The sequence below is a fragment of the Paenibacillus sp. J31P190 genome, from assembly GCF_059692075.1.
Genome location: NZ_JCAUAS010000017.1, coordinates 1 through 16,942, shown reverse-complemented (window position 1 = coordinate 16,942; position 16,942 = coordinate 1). Strand labels below are relative to the sequence as shown.

The window sequence follows — 16,942 nt, the reverse complement described above, 5'->3', positions numbered from 1 at the left end:
GGATACAGTCTGTACGAAGACTCAAGGGGGATCATCATGGAAGCTCCGACGGAAGTAAAAGAGAAGCCTATGCAGGCGGAAAGCTTGAATGTTTTGAGCAGAACGCAGCTTGTTATCCAAGCTGCTCTCGACAAAATGGGATGCGCGGAATCCTTATATGAATTGCTAAAGGAACCGCTTCGGTTGCTAACCGTACGCATTCCTGTGAAAATGGACGACGGTTCGGTGAAAGTGTTCACTGGGTATCGTGCGCAGCATAATGATGCGGTCGGACCGACCAAGGGCGGAATTCGCTTCCATCCCGGTGTTACCGAAGATGAAGTGAAGGCTCTTTCCATGTGGATGACCATTAAATGCGGCATTGCCGATCTGCCTTACGGCGGAGGCAAAGGCGGAATCCAATGCGATCCACGCACGCTGTCCTTCGGCGAGCTGGAACGGTTAAGCCGTGGTTACGTACGGGCAATTAGCCAGCTAGTCGGGCCGACCAAGGATATTCCGGCGCCGGACGTGTTCACGAATTCACAAATCATGGCGTGGATGATGGATGAATACAGCCGGATTCGGGAATTCGATTCGCCAGGTTTTATTACCGGCAAGCCGCTCGTCTTAGGCGGATCGATTGGAAGAGAATCATCTACTGCCATGGGCGTGGTGCTATTGCTAAGAGAAGCGGCTCATGTTGCAGGGATTCCGATTGAGGGCGCGCGAGTCATTATCCAAGGCTTTGGCAATGCAGGCAGCTTTCTTGCTCAGTTCCTTCACGAGGCTGGTGCCAAAGTGGTGGGCATTTCGGATGCTCAAGGGGCTCTCTACGATCCTGAAGGCTTGGACGTGCAGTATTTATTAGATCGACGTGATTCTTTTGGAACGGTGACGAATTTGTTCCCGAATGCCATCTCGAACCAAGAGTTGTTAATCCAAGATTGTGATATTTTAGTTCCAGCTGCGATTGAAAACCAGATCACAGAAGACAATGCCTTCGATATTAAAGCGAAGATTTTGGTAGAAGCAGCCAATGGACCGACAACTTTGAAGGCTACTGAAATTTTGACCAATAAAGGTGTTTTGATCGTTCCAGACGTGCTTGCGAGCTCAGGCGGGGTCATCGTATCTTACTTTGAATGGGTCCAAAACAATCAGGGATATTATTGGAATGAAGAAGAAGTGAATGAAAAGCTTCAACAAATATTGAAAAAATCTTTCTACAACGTCTATCAATTATCCTTGCAGAAGCAAGTAGATATGAGATTGGCAGCCTACATCGTTGGTTTAAAGCGAATGGTGGAAGCGATAAAATGGCGCGGATGGATTTAATCAATGCTCTGAACAAAATGCCTTGGAAGGTGATGAATCATGAACAATTTACGTGAAGATGCTCTTCACATGCATAAAAAGTATGCCGGAAAGCTTGAGGTTATTGCCAAGGTTCCGGTAGGCACTGTCCGTGATTTGAGCCTTGCCTACTCCCCGGGAGTTGCAGAGCCTTGTAAAGACATTTGTATGGAAGAAGATAAAGTATACGATTATACGATGAAAGGAAACCTGGTTGCCGTCGTTACCAATGGAACGGCTGTGCTCGGTTTGGGAAATATCGGTCCGCATGCAGCTTTGCCGGTGATGGAAGGAAAAGCTTTGCTTTTCAAGGTATTTGCTGGCGTCGATGCGATTCCGATCTGTTTAGATGCGTTGGATAAAGAGAAAGTGATTGAGACGGTTAAGCAGCTTTCACCTTCGTTCGGCGGTATTAATTTAGAAGATATCGCCGCGCCGGATTGTTTTGAAATTGAAGAGAGGTTGAAAAAGGAATGCGCTATTCCTGTTTTCCATGATGACCAGCATGGTACGGCTATTGTCATTGCGGCCGGATTAATCAATGCTCTCCAATTAGTCGACAAAACGATGGACCAAATTCGTGTGGTTATTAACGGGGCAGGCGCAGCCGGCATAGCGGCCATGAAGCTTCTGGGCCATATGGGTGCTAAGGATATCATCGATTGCGATACGAAGGGTATTATCCATGAAGAAAGACAAGAAGGCATGAATCCGTTCAAGCTGGAAATAGCACGGATGACGAATAAAGATCATCTAACAGGTAATCTCGCCGATGCAGTGAGAGGAGCCGATGTCTTCATTGGAGTTTCTGCTGCGGGGGCGCTTACGAAAGAGATGGTCAGCTCCATGAACCGTGATTCTATTATATTTGCCTTGGCGAATCCGGTGCCGGAGATTATGCCGGAAGAAGCGAAAGCTGCCGGAGCTGCGATCGTTGGCACGGGACGCTCCGATTTTCCCAACCAGATCAACAATGTATTAGCGTTTCCGGGCATTTTTCGCGGCGTACTAGATGTGCGTGCCAGAGAGATTAATGAGGCTATGAAACTAGCCGCTGTTTACGCCATTGCCGGTTTGGTTCCAGCCCATAAGTTAAATCGGGACTATGTGATTCCGAATCCATTTGATCCTATGATTGCTCCGAATGTGGCGGCTGCCGTTGCTCAAGCAGCCATGGATACGGGGTGCGCACGTTTATACATCCATGCGGAAGAGGTTAAGGATAGAACAAAGAAGCTGATCCGCAAAAACGACGCGGTAGGTTCGTATTTTTCTTGGTACGCTGACATGATAAAGTAAGAGTAGGCATAGTTCAGATTAGTAGGTGGGACTTGGCATTTCCAGGTCCTCTTTTTCATTCGTTTATGGAATATTTTCAAGGAGATGCCTATATGTCTTATTCGATCAAAGTCATTAAAAAGAATATGCAAATAACGTCCGCTTGGTCAGGTGGAACGACAACGCAGCTAGCCATATATCCTGAAAACGCGGAGTATAATAAACGGAATTTTTTATGGAGAATCAGCACGGCCAGCATTCAAGATGAGCAGTCTTTGTTTACCTGCCTTCCTGATTTTTGGAGAAAGCTTATGGTTATTAAAGGAGAGGTGATTCTAGAATATGAGGGATCACATCAAGTGGGATTAATGCCTTACGAACAGGAAAGCTTCAGCGGTGGATGGGTCACCCGGAGTATGGGGAAAGTAACAGACTTCAATCTCATCACAGCGGCGGGATGCCGGGGAGAATTAGAAGCTTTATGGATCAAAGAAGGAACTTCTCAGGAGATCGAATGCCACAAGGATGATGTGGAATTTACACTAGTGACAGAAGCTTTTTATTGTACCGAGGGCCGAGTAAGATGTAGTATAAATGAAGATCAGTCTCTATGGTTGGAGAAAGGCGACTTCTGCGTACTATCATGGAGAGTTTCATTGGACAAAGTGAATATACAAATAAGCCATTCTGGCAATGAATCTGCAGCATATGTCATTCGAGCCAGTATTGTGAGTTGAACCTTTTTTTGGAGGGAATTATGGAATGATGAACTATGACGTAATTATTGTTGGTGCCGGTTCGATGGGGATGGCTGCAGGCTATTATTTGACCCTTAAAGGGAAAAGCGTTTTACTGCTGGATTCATTTAACCCTCCGCACGATCGCGGGGCACATCATGGCGATACTCGTATCATCAGGCATGCCTATGGAGAAGGGACGAGTTATGTTCCGTTAGCCCTCAGAGCACAAAAGCTTTGGTTCGATCTAGAGCGAGAGTCGGGAAGAAAACTGTTCTACCAAACCGGGGTGCTGAATGTAGGTACTCGTGATTCAACCTTTATCCAACAAGTTGTTTCTAGCTCCGAGGCCTATTCACTTCCGCTGCAAACAGTGGATTCCAGCAAAATCCATACAATATGGCCTGGAATTTCGCTTCCAGAGGGCTACGTGGGCTGCTTCGAATCGAATTCAGGTGTGCTTAAAAGCGAGGAATGTATTCGTGCTTATCGGGAACTGTTGGAACGTCATCAAGTTACCATTTTAACGAATTCATCCGTCCAAGAGTTGTCTATCGATTCTGACGGGGTGACGGTCCAAACAGCCGACGAAAGTTATAAGGGACGCGCGCTCATCGTTACAGCGGGGGCATGGTCTTCTAAGCTGCTTCCTCTTATGAATATCCATCCACCGCTTGTTACGAAAAGAAAGACGTTTGCCTGGTTTGAAGCAGATGACTTTTTATTCGGGGAGGAACGCTTTCCTGCGTTTACGTTTGAAACCTCCTTGGGACATTATTACGGTTTTCCCAGCATGGGGGGAGCTGGTCTTAAGGTAGGACGTCATGATGGGGGAGTTCGGATTCATCCAGATGAAGCCATTCCCGAGTTTGGGGCACTTCAGGAGGATGAAGAAGACTTACGAATGTTTTTAAGCCGGTTTATGCCTCTTGCCAATATGGAACTGCGCAAGGGAAAAACCTGCACGTACACCCTCACTCCCGATGAAAATTTCATTATAGATGCACATCCAGAGTATCCGCATATCGCCTTTGCCGCCGGATTTTCCGGACATGGGTTTAAATTTAGCAGTGTAGTCGGCGAAATCTTATCCCAGCTTATTACGACAGGCAAAAGTGAGTATGACATTTCGTTATTTTCAATGAATCGTTTCAAATAAAAGGATGAGTCCTCGCTAGTTGTGTGCTAGCGAGGGCTCATTTTTACGCTGCCGCGTTCTTACCCAAGTTATAATAGCTAAAAGGACAGGTATGATTAAGGTTGGGATTAGTGAGGAGAAGGGAAAAATTTCAAAGTCATAGGCTCCCAAATCCATCATCTTTGTATAACTAATCTGAGCCAAAACATAGAACAATAGTCCAGTAGGTAAAATAAAAGGTTTCGTCTCTTTGATCTTGAAAATTTGTTTTATCACGAGTAAAAAAACGTAGTGAAGCACAATAAGTTCAAATAAAGTGAAAATGGTCCAAATTGCGATGATAAGAATTTCTATCCTTTCCATATATTCTCCGAATTTAACTAATTGTATGGAAGTAAAATAGGGAAACGCCGACAATTTGGTTAAATGTATGCCAAGCGCACCGAATGTTAAATAACTTGCCAGTAACAAATAAATACCTGATAAAACTACTGCAGTTGTTAAACTTGAGAACGTTTTTTTTGTATTTTTTACCCGTGATAGAAGAAAAGAGAAGACAACGCATTTTCCAAATGGAAAACCGAAAGACAGCATCCCACCGTAAATGATTGTGGATAATTTGCTTTGAAACATGGGCAGGAAAGGATTAATTTCCACTTCACGCAGAATAAACAAACTGACGATGCTGATGGATAGAATGAAAAACGGTAGGATAAATTGAACCGTGCGTACTAAAGTACCTAAACCTAAATAAACGGAATAGGAACTAACCAACACAATGAGTAAAATTAAAAAGTTAGGGGGGGTGTGTGGAAGGATAGCCGTCGTATAGAACCAAGATATTGCGCGATAAGCCAACACACCTGTATCAAGGAAATAGATAAGATAGATGACAAGTACGAGTTTGGCAAGCCATTTTCCCAACAATTTTTCGCAAGCTTCCGTCATACTTAATTGAGGATGCTGCGATTGAACATAGGATAGAAGCCATAATACTCCTATTGAAAAAACAATAGCTAGAAGATTTGAAATCCAGACATCCTGCTTGACCAGCTTGGCTTCAATTAAAAACAAGGTAGAGAATCCGGACAAATAACTAAAACAGAGAAATCCCAATTGACCATGATTGATTTTTTCAGAATCGGTCATCTTCATTCCTCCACTCGTACTTTTAATAGGTCTATCATGTAATCGGAGACAGGACCATAAATAATCTTGTTTAAGGACTCCAAGGTAAGCTTTGAAAAACCCATGAAGGGATTCAAATAGACGATTATAACGAGATAATACAACAGGAGAACTATAGCATCTGTTTTAGTCTGTTGTTTCCATAAGCGAATAGATCCTTTCAGCCCCAAACAAATAGCTATTAAGCAGAGCGAGTTATTAAGAAGCATTTATCGGCCACCTATGATTTGGGACATGCCCAGTTTTTCAATTTCTACATTGACATGAACAGGAATTGACATTGTCGGATATACATGATCCCAATCCTTTTTTAGCTTTTTCCATTCCTTTGGATGATGCTGGATGAAATATTCAGAAACCCCAAGTAGGTCTACTTTCAGATCTTGTTGAAAATGTTTTAAGCTATCATGAATGATTTTCTCCAAATGCTTGGAGGTAACTTGTTCCAATTGAGCCAATATAACCGGATCGCTCAGTGCAAGATATTGATTCATTTCACCCAAAGTCGCTTTGAAATTCAACTGGACATCTAATTTTGGTTTGCCATTGACGTAATCGCTGTGAATTTCTCTTTTTGAGATTCGAAGAAAATAGGACACTTTCGTGGATTTGAATTCCAATGATTCTGTAAATTCATAGTTTTTCCATTTACTTTTCTCAGATAACCAATGGACAACCCGCACATCATTTCCATCCAGCCAGTCAACGAATTTCCCTTTGTTAATAACAGCTCCGCCATTAAAAAGCAGCGATGATGGAGAGGAAACAGACTTTGGTGACGTCATTATTCTGCCTAAAACAAAGCCCCTGTATGGACTAGTGTAGCGGTCGGCCACTTTATGTATCATTAGACTGTAGCTCTTGCCCCACTCTTTTTCATTTCGGACGATCCCTAGCAGCACATTCGAAGTAAGTTCGCTAATATTGGATTTTCTTTTCAGTAAATCCTCTGCTTTTCCCTCACTAACAAGTAGGTGACCTGTTATGCGGATTTGACGGTTCCTTGTTAGGAAATCTACGATATCATAGAGGGAATGACGTGCTGCAGCTTCACCTACAATAAAGAATTTATTATGCTGCCATACCAAGGATTTACCTACACGGTTACGCATATTTCTTGCAGCGTCCAATATCGAATCTCCAACTGCACTATCAACCAACTCCATCTGTTTACCTGTTTTCTCCGTACTTGTCGATGCGGGTAAAACACAATAAACAGTAATTACATATTTATTGCTTTCCTTGTCATAATCAATACCAGTTGCCATAACTAAATCAATATCGCTGATTTCCTTATTATCAGGTGAACAGCCCACTAATAGTGACAAGATTGAACACATAGCCAGAAACCATTTAACGTTCTTCATACCCCTCGCCTTCAATTCCAAAAATAAATTTCCCCTTCACCTTTGCCTTACAATCTTATTTCCTCTTATACGATGAGGAACTTCGATATCGGGCCGGAAGGAGGATGAATTTCTTAAATGTATTTTTTAAGCTTTCAGAATCGACCGGTTCTAAGAATGGTACTCCACAGAACCGTAAGGAACATAGATGCAAAAGGATTGCGAACAATCCCAGAGAGAGCCCAAAGACACCTGTAGAAGCTGCAAGAAGCATGAGAGGAAACCGTAACATTCGCAAAGCGATGGCTGTACTAAATGATGGAATTGTAAAGGATGCAATTCCTGTCATGGCAACCACGATCACAACCGGACGGGAAACGATTCCCGACTGTACCGCTGCTTCTCCGATGATGAGAGCACCTACGATACTGACAGATTGGCCGACAGCGCGAGGCAGACGCAGGCTGGCTTCTCGCAGCACTTCGAAAGCCACTTCCATGATGAAAGCTTCAATAAAACTTGGAAAGGGGATCCCCGCTTTGGCAGAAAGGAAGGCCATCATTAGCGGCGTAGGGATCATTTCCAGATGGAAGGTCGTCAGTGCGATATATAAAGAAGGCCCAAAAAGGGAAGTGAATAGCGTAATCAACCGTATTAAGCGCAAAAAGTTAGCAAAATAAAACCTTTCGTAAAGATCTTCGCTGGGATGCATCATCTCGAAAAAAGAGCTGGGGGCAATTAAAGCTATCGGAGTCCCGTCCGTTATGATCGCGATTTTCCCTCTGTTCAAGGCCGTAACAATCCGGTCGGGGCGTTCCGTATTTAGAATTTGTGGGAAAGGCGAAAACGTACTGTCCTGAATCCATTCTTCTATTTGTGCACTATCTACTAGAATATTCAAGTCTATCGCTTCGAGTTTTCTCTTCAATTTTTCTAATACGGTATGATCAACCTGATTATCGAGATACAAGACGGATACTTTTGTTTGACTCCGTCGTCCAATGATATAGGATTTCGATTTCAAATCCGATGTCTTCAGTCTTCTATAAACCATTCCCAAATTAATTTGCAAATCTTCGGTGAACCCCTCACGTGGCCCACGTACGTTGACTTCAAGCTTTGGTTCGTCTATCGCGCGCGTTTCATATCCAGGCAACATCATTCCGTATGACTCTGAGCGACCTTCAACAAAAATAACGAAGCCTGCATCCGTAATCATGCTCACAACCGCATCTAAATTTGGCAAAAGTCTAACTGCGCCTAACGAGTATAACGATCCTGTTATCGCATCATCAACGGGTCCCTTCCAGTAAAGAAGATCTTCGGACATTTTACGGATGATTTGTTGATTTAAGATGTTTTCATCAACAAGGATATTCAAGTAAATAATAGACGCTAACGATTGGCCGTCATTTTTAGTGATATTTCTGACAACCAGATATTCATTTTGACTAAAATATTGCAATAATTTCTCAAGATTTTGGGAAACGGAAGTACTGATAGGTTCCTGTTTTAGTTCCATTTTCCAATCCCCTCAAAGTGAAATGATCTTAGGTCAAATCGGAAACATTTCATAATAAAGGAATTATTCGCTTTTATTCCTAGGATTATGCAATACAAAGATATGGACATTAGAATATCCAAAGAATAACGAAAAACGGCTCTATCGCAAATGTTGCGAATAGGTCCGTTTTACAATATTAACATCTAAAACAACCATCTGATGCAGCTCCAGCCTGGGGGGCAACAAGTATGTGACAAGATGTTTTACTTGCTAAGCGCCGAAAAGGCGCTTAAAGTCCGACGCGCCGCGTATGTTCGCTGGCTAAGGTTTAGGTTTGTAACTGAAATTCTAGATACAGAGAAGAATAGAAAGAGGATGGAAATGGGATGGAAATATATGCATTAGACAAGGAACTGAGGCAGAGCCTCAGTTTTTTTATAAGATAAGAATTTATATGTTTTGGCTGACAGAGAGCAACCCTTTAATACAGGTGAGATAAGGCCTGATATCCACGCCACGTGCAACTTGCAACGATGTTTTACATCGTTGCCAGATGTTTCAACCTTGTCTGTCTCGCGCTGTAACGATGATTTTAAGCGTAAACGTAAAATGTGAAATAAAATTTCAGTAACATATAGACAAAGTGAAATAAAACTCTATAATAAGGATATGCAAGTTCAAAACTACACATGAAACCGTAGAGGGTGACTCCCATGTTAAAAGGTGGATTAGTAAGTATAGAAGCGGCTATAGGGAGCTTAAAGCCGATGGAGCGCAGGGCTGCACAATATATTTTGGAGCATCCGGAACAGGTAGTCAGCCTTTCTGTGCAGAAGCTGGCAGAGTTTGCTCACGTAAGTGAAGCGACGATTGTTAGGCTATCACGCTCCCTTCACTGTAAAGGATTTCAAGAGTTGAAGCTGAGGATCGCGGGTGATTTATCACAATCGTCCTTACCTGCAGAATCGTACCAAGAAATCCGCACTGACGGATCTATCGTAGATCTCATTAAATCGGTTTCCAATAACAATATTGTTTCTATCCAAGATACATTAACGGTACTTTCTCCGGAAAGTGTGGAAAAAGCAATTCATTCGCTGAGCAGCGCAAGAAAAGTTGGTGTCTTCGGTGTAGGCGCATCGGCGGTTATCGCGAAGGATTTCATGCAAAAGCTAACGCGTATTAATCGCTGGTGTGAAATGGGCACCGGGTTTGATGCTCAAGCAACCATTGCAGCAAATCTAATTCCCGGTGACGTAGTTTTCGGTATTTCCTATTCAGGCCAAACCGAAGACATGATTCGTGCTCTCGCTGTCGCTAAGAATAACGGTGCCTCTGTCATTACACTGACCCGGTTTGGAGCTAATCCAGTAGCGGAGCTTGCGGATATACAGTTGTTTATAAGCACCTTAGAGAAGAGCATTCGCAGCGGGGCGATGGCTTCAAGGATTTCTCAACTGAACGTGATTGATATTTTGTACGCCGGCATCGCTGGCCGTCATTATGAGGAAAGCATCAAATCTCTAGAAAAGACGAGACAAGCCGTCATGGCGGGGAAACGCAATGGATAAAGTGGACCGCTTGGTAGAAGGATGGGTGCGCGATGGGCTCTTGCCCGGCGCTGTGCTTGATATTACTGTATCGAACAGCTTGCGATTTCAAAAAGCATATGGATCATTCTCCGACGGCACAAAGGAACATCCAATTCGTTTGAACACAATGTTTGACATCGCATCCCTTACGAAGGTAACCGTTACACTTCCAGCAATTCTTGTACTAGTGGCCAAAGGGAAACTGTCGCTGGATAGCTCCGTGCAGGCTTACTTGCCTGCATTCCGCCATTCGCAAGTCACACTGCGTCATCTCTTGATGCATGCGTCCGGGCTGCCGCCGGATTTGCCATATTTTCCGCGCAAAGCAGCTCGGCCTAACCTAATCGAGGAAATTCTGGCGCAAGAGCTTTTATTTCTGCCAGGTAAGGAAAAGCTGTATAGTGATCTCGGTATGATCCTCCTAGGGATTATTGTAGAACGAGTGTCTGGCGAGCCGTTGGATCGCTTTGTTAAGCAGCATATATTCGATCCACTTGAGATGCAGAATACGGTTTTTAACCCCGGCCCCGAACTTCAAGATCGTATTGCTGCAACCGAACAGGTAGATGGAGCTTACATCATCGGCGAAGTTCATGATGAAAAGAGCTTCCACCTCGGAGGTGTTACCGGCAGTGCGGGATTATTCGCAACAGCGGACGATCTAGCCCGCTATGCGGCATGGTGGTTGCAGCCGGAACGTTGGGATATTGTTCCGCCATCGCTAATGCGAGAAACCACAGCTGCTCCCGTAGGCGGCCGCGGACTTGGCTGGGAGGTCAAGCATGATCCCGCCAATGTCCCGAGCTGCGGAGAAAGCTGGCCTACGGGTAGCTTCGGTCATACAGGTTTTACAGGAACGAGCTTGTGGGTTGAGCCCGAACAGGGCATCAGCGTCGTATTTCTTACCAATGCGGTTCATTTGGGGCGAAACAATAAGATCCGGGAGCTGCGTCCAATTTTGCATGAAGCGGTTTTGTCCTCATTTCAATCATGAGGTTAAAATATATAAGTAAACATTAAAGGGAGGCTTTCTAAATGAAACGTTTATTCAGTGGGGCATTATTAACTATGGTCGCTGCTTCTTCCATGCTTGTCGCTTGCAGCAGCAGCAATACCGCAACTCCTAGCACGACACCTGGTGGAGCTAGTACAGCACCATCGGCAGCACCTCAGGAAAAAGTGAAGTTGACAATGGGAAGCTGGCGTACGGAAGATGCGGATGCTTACGCTAAAATCATTGCTGAATTCAAGAAAAGCAACCCGAACATTGATATTGATTTCAAGCCGATTAAAAATACGGAATATAACACTGCGCTTAACACAGGTCTGCAAAGTGGAAATGGCCCTGATATTATTCATCTTCGTCCTTATGCGGCAGGTGCTGTGTTAGCAGATGCCGGTTATTTAGAGCCGCTGAGCAGCCTCAAAGGAATGGACGTATTCTCGAAAGACACGTTGCTGGCCGCTACAGGATCAGATGGAAAAGTCTACGGCGTACCGACTGTATTCAGCTCCACGCAAGTATTTTACAACAAGAAAATCTTCCAAAAATATAATCTGACCGAGCCTAAAACGTGGGATGAATTGTTGAAAACAGCGGATACTTTGAAGAAAAATAAAGTAACTCCGTTTGCTTTCGGCTCAAAAGAAGGTTGGATTCTATCCCTGACTCAAGGTACACTTGCACCGTCCGTTTATGGGACTGATTTCATTAAGAAGATTCTTGCTGGCGAAGCGAATTTCAAAAGCCCGGAATATGTAAGCTCGATTAAAATGCTCAAAGATTTGACCCCATACTTCCCAGATAATTATGTAGGGATCGGGATGGACGATATGAGAAACATGTTTGTTTCCGAGCAAGCAGCCATGATGGTCATGGGCGATTGGGAATATGCTGTTATGAAGAAAACGAATCCAGACCTGCAAATGGATGTGTTCCCAGTACCGTCAATGAAAGCTGATGGCAAAGCAACAGTTACAACTTGGGTAGACGGATCGTTTTCAGTGAATGCGAAATCTGCTCATAAGGCGGAAGCTCTGAAATTTATGGAGTTTTTGACAACGAAAGAGTTCGGAGCGCTAGCTGTTAACGAACTGCAAAAACCAAGCACAATCCCAGGTGTCGCGGCGAAAGATCCGCTTGTAGCCAAAATTGCTAAGAATGCTGATACGATTTCTACACCTTACGCATCCGTTGTCTATTTCAATGCAGGCAACCCTACAACCAAAGCTACTTTAGAAAACTCAATTCAAGGCATGTATTTGAACAAATTGACTCCGGAGCAAGTGACGGAAGAAGTTCAAAAGAGTGCAGATACATGGTTCAAGCCTAAGAAATAATTCAGTTTAAGAAGAGGGGTGGGGGCACATGAATAACTTTGCAAAATCGTCTTGGTGGAAAAAGGGAGCAGTTCATCTGTTCCCGGTTCCTGCCCTCGCCGTTTACATTCTCTTCGTGATCTATCCGATCCTTTCAGCTTTCGGTTACAGTTTTTATGACTGGAAAGGTCACACCCGCGGGGAGTTTGTGGGGCTGGGCAACTTTGTGAGCCTGTTTACAAAAGAACCGTTCAACCATTTATTTTGGAATGCGTTCGGTCATAATCTGTATTATTTTGCTGTTGAAATGGCTGTTCAGAACGTGATTGCGTTCGTGCTTGCCTATCTGGTTTACAGCAAGCTTAAGGGTTCGAACTTTTTGAAAATGGCTTACTTTTTACCGAGGCTGCTTTCTGTCATCGTCGTAGGCTTTTTGTGGAAACTTATGCTGAACCCGAACAATGGAATTGTCAATGTGCTGCTCAAAAAGATCGGTCTTGTTTCGTGGGCTAAGCCTTGGCTCGGGGATCCGGCTTATGCGTTAACATCCATTACAATCGTCAACAGCTGGTTTGGCATAGGCTTCTCCATGTTGATATTTCTTGCAGGTTTGCACGCTATATCGACAGAAGTCATTGAAGCGGCGAGATTGGACGGAGTAAAAGGCTTCCGGTTGATCCGTTCCATTATTCTGCCGATGATGAGTCAGTCATTAATCATCATTACGGTGTTTACCTTTATTCATGCATTCGAAGCGTTCGAACTTATCTATGCCATGGAAGGTTCGCAAGGGGAACCTTACAACTCCACTGACACGCTTGCTGTGTTCTTTTATCGGATTGCGTTTGGCGGCTCGTCTGGCGGCGATTCGGTCGCATTAGGCCTGGGCTCGGCATTGGCAGTCGTACTATTTTTCATTATCGCAACCATTTCCGCGTTGTTCCTGTACTTCACAAGGAACCAATCGTCACAGCATTAAGAAAGGAGGCACACCATGAAAACCAACAAATCCGTTCGGGGGCTCCAATACGCTGCGGCGTACTTGGGTGCACTGGTCAGTTTGTATCCGATCTTTCTGATGCTGACCTCCTCTTTCAAAACGAATATCCAGATTTTGAAAAACCCGATGTCGCTTCCGACTTCTATATCGTTTACGGCATATAGTAAGCTAATCCATCAAATTCCGTTTGGAACTTATTTTTGGAACAGTGTCGTGGTTAGTGTTGTTTCCGTAGCTTTGATCTTGCTGTTTGGCGTTTTGGCTTCATTTTATATTGCACGATATCCGTTCCGTTGGAATGGTGCGTTGTTCTTCTTTTTCCTCTTAGGCATGATGATTCCAATTAAGCTTGGGATCGTTCCCTTGTTCCTATTAATGAAGAAGCTAGCCCTGTTGAATAGCGTTTGGTCGCTTGTTAGCGTATATACGGCGATCGGAATGCCGCTCGCTGTCCTGATTTTAACTGGCTTTTTTAGAACGCTGCCGAAGGAGCTCGAGGAAGCAGCGCGCATCGATGGTTCTTCGGATTTCGGTGTCATGTGGCACGTTTTGCTGCCGCTTATTCGCCCAGCACTGGGGACGGTCATGATTATGAATTTTATTATGGCGTGGAACGATTTCTTCTTCCCGCTGATTTTTATCCAAGACGATATGAAAAAGACGATACCGGTTGGCATGCTGTCACTGTTCGGACAGTACTCTACAGATTTAAGTATGCTATTCGCTGGCTTAACCTTGGCTTCAGTGCCAATGATTGTCATGTTTTTCCTAGCGTCGAAACAGTTTATGGAAGGCATGACGGCAGGAGCGGTGAAATAAGATGGCTGAAACTAAATATATTGGGATTGACGGCGGTGGGACCAAAACAGTATGTATTCTCGGCGATGCGGAAGGTAACATTTTGGCTGAAAGCCGCGGTGAATCCAGCAGTGTGAAGTCCCGTCCATGGGAAGATGTTCAGCGTGTTCTGCTCACACTCATCCGGGATGTATTAGACCAATCGGGTACAGAAATGTCCCAATTAGGTGGGATCTTCCTTGGTTTGGCCGGGAGTGACCGCCCCGAAGACCGGAAACGGATCGGCGACTGGCTGCAAACCGAATTGCCGGAAGGTGTTCCGATCACCGTCCACAATGATGCAGTGACCGCGTTGGCTGCTGGTACTTGGGGACAGAAGGGCATTGCGCTCATCTCAGGCACAGGCTCCATCGCGTATGGATTCGATCCGTCGACGGGCGGATTTGTAAGAGTCGGAGGCTGGGGCTATTTACTCGGCGATGAAGGAAGCGGGTTTGATCTTGGGCGGAAAGCGCTTGTGGCTGTTATGCGGGCGTATGACGGCCGAGGAGAGCCTACAGCTTTGACAGGGTTAGTTCTTGAACGTTGGTCCTTACAGCATCCTGGGCAATTGATCAACACCATTTATGGCCATAACAATGTACGGACCGCGATTGCGGATGGATCCAAGCTCGTCATGCAAGCTGCAGCCAATGGGGATCCGATTGCTGTTAAGCTCGTGGAAGAAGCGATTCAGGAGCTAGAAGAGCTCGTAAAGACGGTTATAACTTCCATGGAGAAACAACACCCAATGAAGGAAAGCGATAACCATGATTTGGCAGAAAATACAATCCCTCTTGTGATAACAGGCGGCTTATTTTCAGATCAAATGTTCGAGCATCGCTTTATGCAGACACCGTTGATACAGTCCGGCATGTTCGATGTCCGGCTGCTCGAGCGGCCACCCGTGATTGGAGCCTATCTTCTTGCCTTGCAGGAACGGGGCTTTGAATTAACGGAAGTAATGAAACAACGGATAGCAGCATTTGTTTTTCGTAAATAGACGCAAAGCAGCGTATTGATAAAAAGGAGGCAAGGTAACGTGGTACAACAAGTTAATCAAACGGTTACCGAGCAGAGAAATGCAAAGTCAAGTCACCTTGACCGACTTACTGTTCGGGAAATCGTGACTCTAATGAATGAAGAAGACCAGACGGTAGCTCTCTCCGTTAACGGAGCTTTACCGCAAATCTCTGATGCCGCTGAGGCGGTGGTCGAAGCGATGACCCGCGGCGGCCGACTTTTCTACATTGGAGCTGGAACCAGTGGCCGTCTCGGCGTTCTAGATGCATCCGAATGCCCGCCTACGTTTGGTGTTGAGCCGGAGCTTGTGAACGGCATTATTGCTGGAGGAGAAATAGCCATTCGTGCAGCGGTAGAAAACGCTGAAGATGATGAAGATGCTGGTGTGCGCGCGATAGCAGATGTTGCACGAGCTGGTGACGTAGTCATCGGTATTACAGCAAGTGGAACCGCACCCTATGTGATTGGCGCTATACGAGAGGCTAACCGGTTGGGTCTATTAACGATCGGCATAAGTTGTAATCGGGATACGCAGCTTAGTGCTGTTGTGAAATATCCGATCGAGGTGCCTGTCGGGCCTGAGATTATTACGGGGTCGACAAGATTAAAAGCGGGAACAGCGCAAAAAATGGTTCTCAACATGATCTCGACGACAGTGATGATTCAAATGGGCAAAGTTTATGGGAATCTGATGGTAAATGTTCAGGCGACGAATAAGAAACTTAGGGATCGTACCGTGCGGATTATTCAAGAGGCGACTGGTACAGATGAAGATACAGCTCGTCGCATCGGAATGGAAGCTAAGGGAGATGCAAGAGTCGCGATTCTAATGCTGATGTTTGGCGTAAGCCGTGAGAAAGCTTTGGATGCGCTTGTTCAAGTAAATGATCATTTCGGTAATGCTGTAAAGCAGCTCGAACAAACTTTATAATTTTATTTTAAATAATGCCTATGCTGATAGTAATCAGTTTGGGCATTTTTTATTGTATTGGAAATTATGCAAGATGCCGATCTATGGATAAGTGGTGTAAAATGAAAACGGAAATGGAAGGGATACGCACCCGACATCACCAGATTTTAACGGAACGTAGAAGCTTTATTTTGCTCAAAACAGCGTATTTCACGTTTTCGCGGAACGAGCAGCCTTTATTTCCCGCTTTCGAGGTGGAAAAACCGGTAAAACGGCAAAATAAGGCCCCTGCGTTCCGCGTGCGGGTCCCGCATCGACATAATCACCGAAATAACGGCACCTCGTTCCCCGCGATCCTCAGATTTGCAGCCTAAATGTTCGAAATCAATCCACAGAGTTTCGCTTTCAAGCCGACCTATAATCGAGTGGATTTGACCACTTTTTTATTGTATTGGAAATTATGCAAAGCAGTAAATTTCTCGGACTCAGTGGGTGGGCTTCGGCGCGTAGAGCACTTGCTGAAAGCGCATATTTCGCGCTTATTTGTCCGGGCGCTCCAGAATAAGCGCGTTTCCCGCGCTTATTTGCTGTTAATTTGGATGTTAACACATAAACAGAAGCGAATTGGACTTAGAATAAAAAGTGGACACCTCTTAGATTCAGGCAGATAATAAATCTAATAAATCGAAGAGGTGCCGGCGCCATGAGTGTGAAGAGACAACATTACAATGAGAC

Annotated in this window: 15 protein-coding genes; 12 read left to right on the top strand and 3 right to left on the bottom strand. The window is 44.8% G+C overall.

The window, feature by feature from the left end; all coding sequences use genetic code 11:
• The first annotated feature begins 36 nt into the window (after window positions 1-36).
• The 4 genes from AC58U0_RS25150 to solA all read left to right on the top strand — a co-directional run bounded on the left by AC58U0_RS25150 (window position 37) and on the right by solA (window position 4,509).
• Window positions 37-1,317 (top strand): Glu/Leu/Phe/Val family dehydrogenase, encoded by a 1,281-nt coding sequence (locus tag AC58U0_RS25150; protein ID WP_497381651.1) that lies wholly within the window; start codon window positions 37-39, stop codon window positions 1,315-1,317.
• A gap of 39 nt (window positions 1,318-1,356) precedes the next feature.
• Entirely contained in the window at window positions 1,357-2,634 is a 1,278-nt protein-coding gene (locus tag AC58U0_RS25145) for an NAD(P)-dependent malic enzyme (RefSeq protein WP_497381650.1), read from the top strand.
• Between the two features lie 92 nt (window positions 2,635-2,726).
• Window positions 2,727-3,350: a HutD/Ves family protein gene (locus AC58U0_RS25140; RefSeq protein WP_497381649.1), complete on the top strand. Its 624-nt coding sequence runs from the start codon at window positions 2,727-2,729 to the stop codon at window positions 3,348-3,350.
• A gap of 25 nt (window positions 3,351-3,375) precedes the next feature.
• Complete coding sequence (gene solA / locus AC58U0_RS25135; protein WP_497381648.1) at window positions 3,376-4,509, top strand: N-methyl-L-tryptophan oxidase; 1,134 nt, start codon at window positions 3,376-3,378, stop codon at window positions 4,507-4,509.
• Window positions 4,510-4,524: 15 nt separating this feature from the next.
• Here the strand turns inward: solA and AC58U0_RS25130 are convergent, their stop codons facing one another.
• The 3 genes from AC58U0_RS25130 to AC58U0_RS25120 form a co-directional block, all read right to left on the bottom strand.
• Window positions 4,525-5,637 carry a GerAB/ArcD/ProY family transporter gene (locus AC58U0_RS25130; protein WP_497381647.1) on the bottom strand — a complete coding sequence of 371 codons (1,113 nt, stop codon included), beginning with the start codon at window positions 5,635-5,637 and terminating at the stop codon, window positions 4,525-4,527.
• Window positions 5,638-5,885: 248 nt separating this feature from the next.
• The gene (locus AC58U0_RS25125) at window positions 5,886-7,043 is read right to left on the bottom strand and encodes a Ger(x)C family spore germination protein (protein ID WP_497381646.1); all 1,158 of its coding nucleotides are present in this window, start codon (window positions 7,041-7,043) and stop codon (window positions 5,886-5,888) included.
• Window positions 7,044-7,098: 55 nt separating this feature from the next.
• Window positions 7,099-8,544, bottom strand: coding sequence for a spore germination protein (locus tag AC58U0_RS25120; protein WP_497381645.1), 1,446 nt, complete (start codon window positions 8,542-8,544; stop codon window positions 7,099-7,101).
• A gap of 695 nt (window positions 8,545-9,239) precedes the next feature.
• Here AC58U0_RS25120 and AC58U0_RS25115 point away from each other — a divergent pair.
• The 8 genes from AC58U0_RS25115 to AC58U0_RS25080 all read left to right on the top strand — a co-directional run bounded on the left by AC58U0_RS25115 (window position 9,240) and on the right by AC58U0_RS25080 (window position 16,581).
• Complete coding sequence (locus tag AC58U0_RS25115) at window positions 9,240-10,097, top strand: MurR/RpiR family transcriptional regulator (protein ID WP_497381644.1); 858 nt, start codon at window positions 9,240-9,242, stop codon at window positions 10,095-10,097.
• Entirely contained in the window at window positions 10,090-11,112 is a 1,023-nt protein-coding gene (locus tag AC58U0_RS25110) for a serine hydrolase domain-containing protein (RefSeq protein WP_497381643.1), read from the top strand. Before AC58U0_RS25115 ends, AC58U0_RS25110 begins: the two co-directional genes overlap by 8 nt.
• A 41-nt stretch (window positions 11,113-11,153) precedes the next feature.
• A complete protein-coding gene (locus AC58U0_RS25105; RefSeq protein ID WP_497381642.1) occupies window positions 11,154-12,458 on the top strand; it encodes an ABC transporter substrate-binding protein in 1,305 nt (434 codons plus the stop codon).
• A 28-nt stretch (window positions 12,459-12,486) separates the two neighbouring features.
• The gene (locus tag AC58U0_RS25100; protein WP_057306677.1) at window positions 12,487-13,416 is read left to right on the top strand and encodes a carbohydrate ABC transporter permease; all 930 of its coding nucleotides are present in this window, start codon (window positions 12,487-12,489) and stop codon (window positions 13,414-13,416) included.
• 15 nt (window positions 13,417-13,431) lie between these two features.
• Window positions 13,432-14,256: a carbohydrate ABC transporter permease gene (locus tag AC58U0_RS25095; protein WP_057306676.1), complete on the top strand. Its 825-nt coding sequence runs from the start codon at window positions 13,432-13,434 to the stop codon at window positions 14,254-14,256.
• 1 nt (window position 14,257) lies between these two features.
• The gene (locus AC58U0_RS25090; protein WP_497381641.1) at window positions 14,258-15,277 is read left to right on the top strand and encodes an N-acetylglucosamine kinase; all 1,020 of its coding nucleotides are present in this window, start codon (window positions 14,258-14,260) and stop codon (window positions 15,275-15,277) included.
• 39 nt (window positions 15,278-15,316) lie between these two features.
• Window positions 15,317-16,228 carry an N-acetylmuramic acid 6-phosphate etherase gene (murQ, locus tag AC58U0_RS25085; protein ID WP_497381640.1) on the top strand — a complete coding sequence of 304 codons (912 nt, stop codon included), beginning with the start codon at window positions 15,317-15,319 and terminating at the stop codon, window positions 16,226-16,228.
• A gap of 101 nt (window positions 16,229-16,329) precedes the next feature.
• Window positions 16,330-16,581, top strand: a complete 252-nt coding sequence (locus tag AC58U0_RS25080) for a hypothetical protein (RefSeq protein WP_497381639.1) — start codon at window positions 16,330-16,332, stop codon at window positions 16,579-16,581.
• Window positions 16,582-16,942 lie beyond the last annotated feature (361 nt).

What these genes read in the sequence shown, in the direction of transcription:
- AC58U0_RS25150 (WP_497381651.1), top strand. Translation starts at nt 37, where the DNA reads ATGGAAGCTCCGACGGAAGTAAAAGAGAAGCCTATGCAGGCGGAAAGC.
- AC58U0_RS25145 (WP_497381650.1), top strand. Translation starts at nt 1,357, where the DNA reads ATGAACAATTTACGTGAAGATGCTCTTCACATGCATAAAAAGTATGCC.
- AC58U0_RS25140 (WP_497381649.1), top strand. Translation starts at nt 2,727, where the DNA reads ATGTCTTATTCGATCAAAGTCATTAAAAAGAATATGCAAATAACGTCC.
- solA (WP_497381648.1), top strand. Translation starts at nt 3,376, where the DNA reads ATGATGAACTATGACGTAATTATTGTTGGTGCCGGTTCGATGGGGATG.
- AC58U0_RS25130 (WP_497381647.1), bottom strand. Translation starts at nt 5,637, where the DNA reads ATGACCGATTCTGAAAAAATCAATCATGGTCAATTGGGATTTCTCTGT.
- AC58U0_RS25125 (WP_497381646.1), bottom strand. Translation starts at nt 7,043, where the DNA reads ATGAAGAACGTTAAATGGTTTCTGGCTATGTGTTCAATCTTGTCACTA.
- AC58U0_RS25120 (WP_497381645.1), bottom strand. Translation starts at nt 8,544, where the DNA reads ATGGAACTAAAACAGGAACCTATCAGTACTTCCGTTTCCCAAAATCTT.
- AC58U0_RS25115 (WP_497381644.1), top strand. Translation starts at nt 9,240, where the DNA reads ATGTTAAAAGGTGGATTAGTAAGTATAGAAGCGGCTATAGGGAGCTTA.
- AC58U0_RS25110 (WP_497381643.1), top strand. Translation starts at nt 10,090, where the DNA reads ATGGATAAAGTGGACCGCTTGGTAGAAGGATGGGTGCGCGATGGGCTC.
- AC58U0_RS25105 (WP_497381642.1), top strand. Translation starts at nt 11,154, where the DNA reads ATGAAACGTTTATTCAGTGGGGCATTATTAACTATGGTCGCTGCTTCT.
- AC58U0_RS25100 (WP_057306677.1), top strand. Translation starts at nt 12,487, where the DNA reads ATGAATAACTTTGCAAAATCGTCTTGGTGGAAAAAGGGAGCAGTTCAT.
- AC58U0_RS25095 (WP_057306676.1), top strand. Translation starts at nt 13,432, where the DNA reads ATGAAAACCAACAAATCCGTTCGGGGGCTCCAATACGCTGCGGCGTAC.
- AC58U0_RS25090 (WP_497381641.1), top strand. Translation starts at nt 14,258, where the DNA reads ATGGCTGAAACTAAATATATTGGGATTGACGGCGGTGGGACCAAAACA.
- AC58U0_RS25080 (WP_497381639.1), top strand. Translation starts at nt 16,330, where the DNA reads ATGAAAACGGAAATGGAAGGGATACGCACCCGACATCACCAGATTTTA.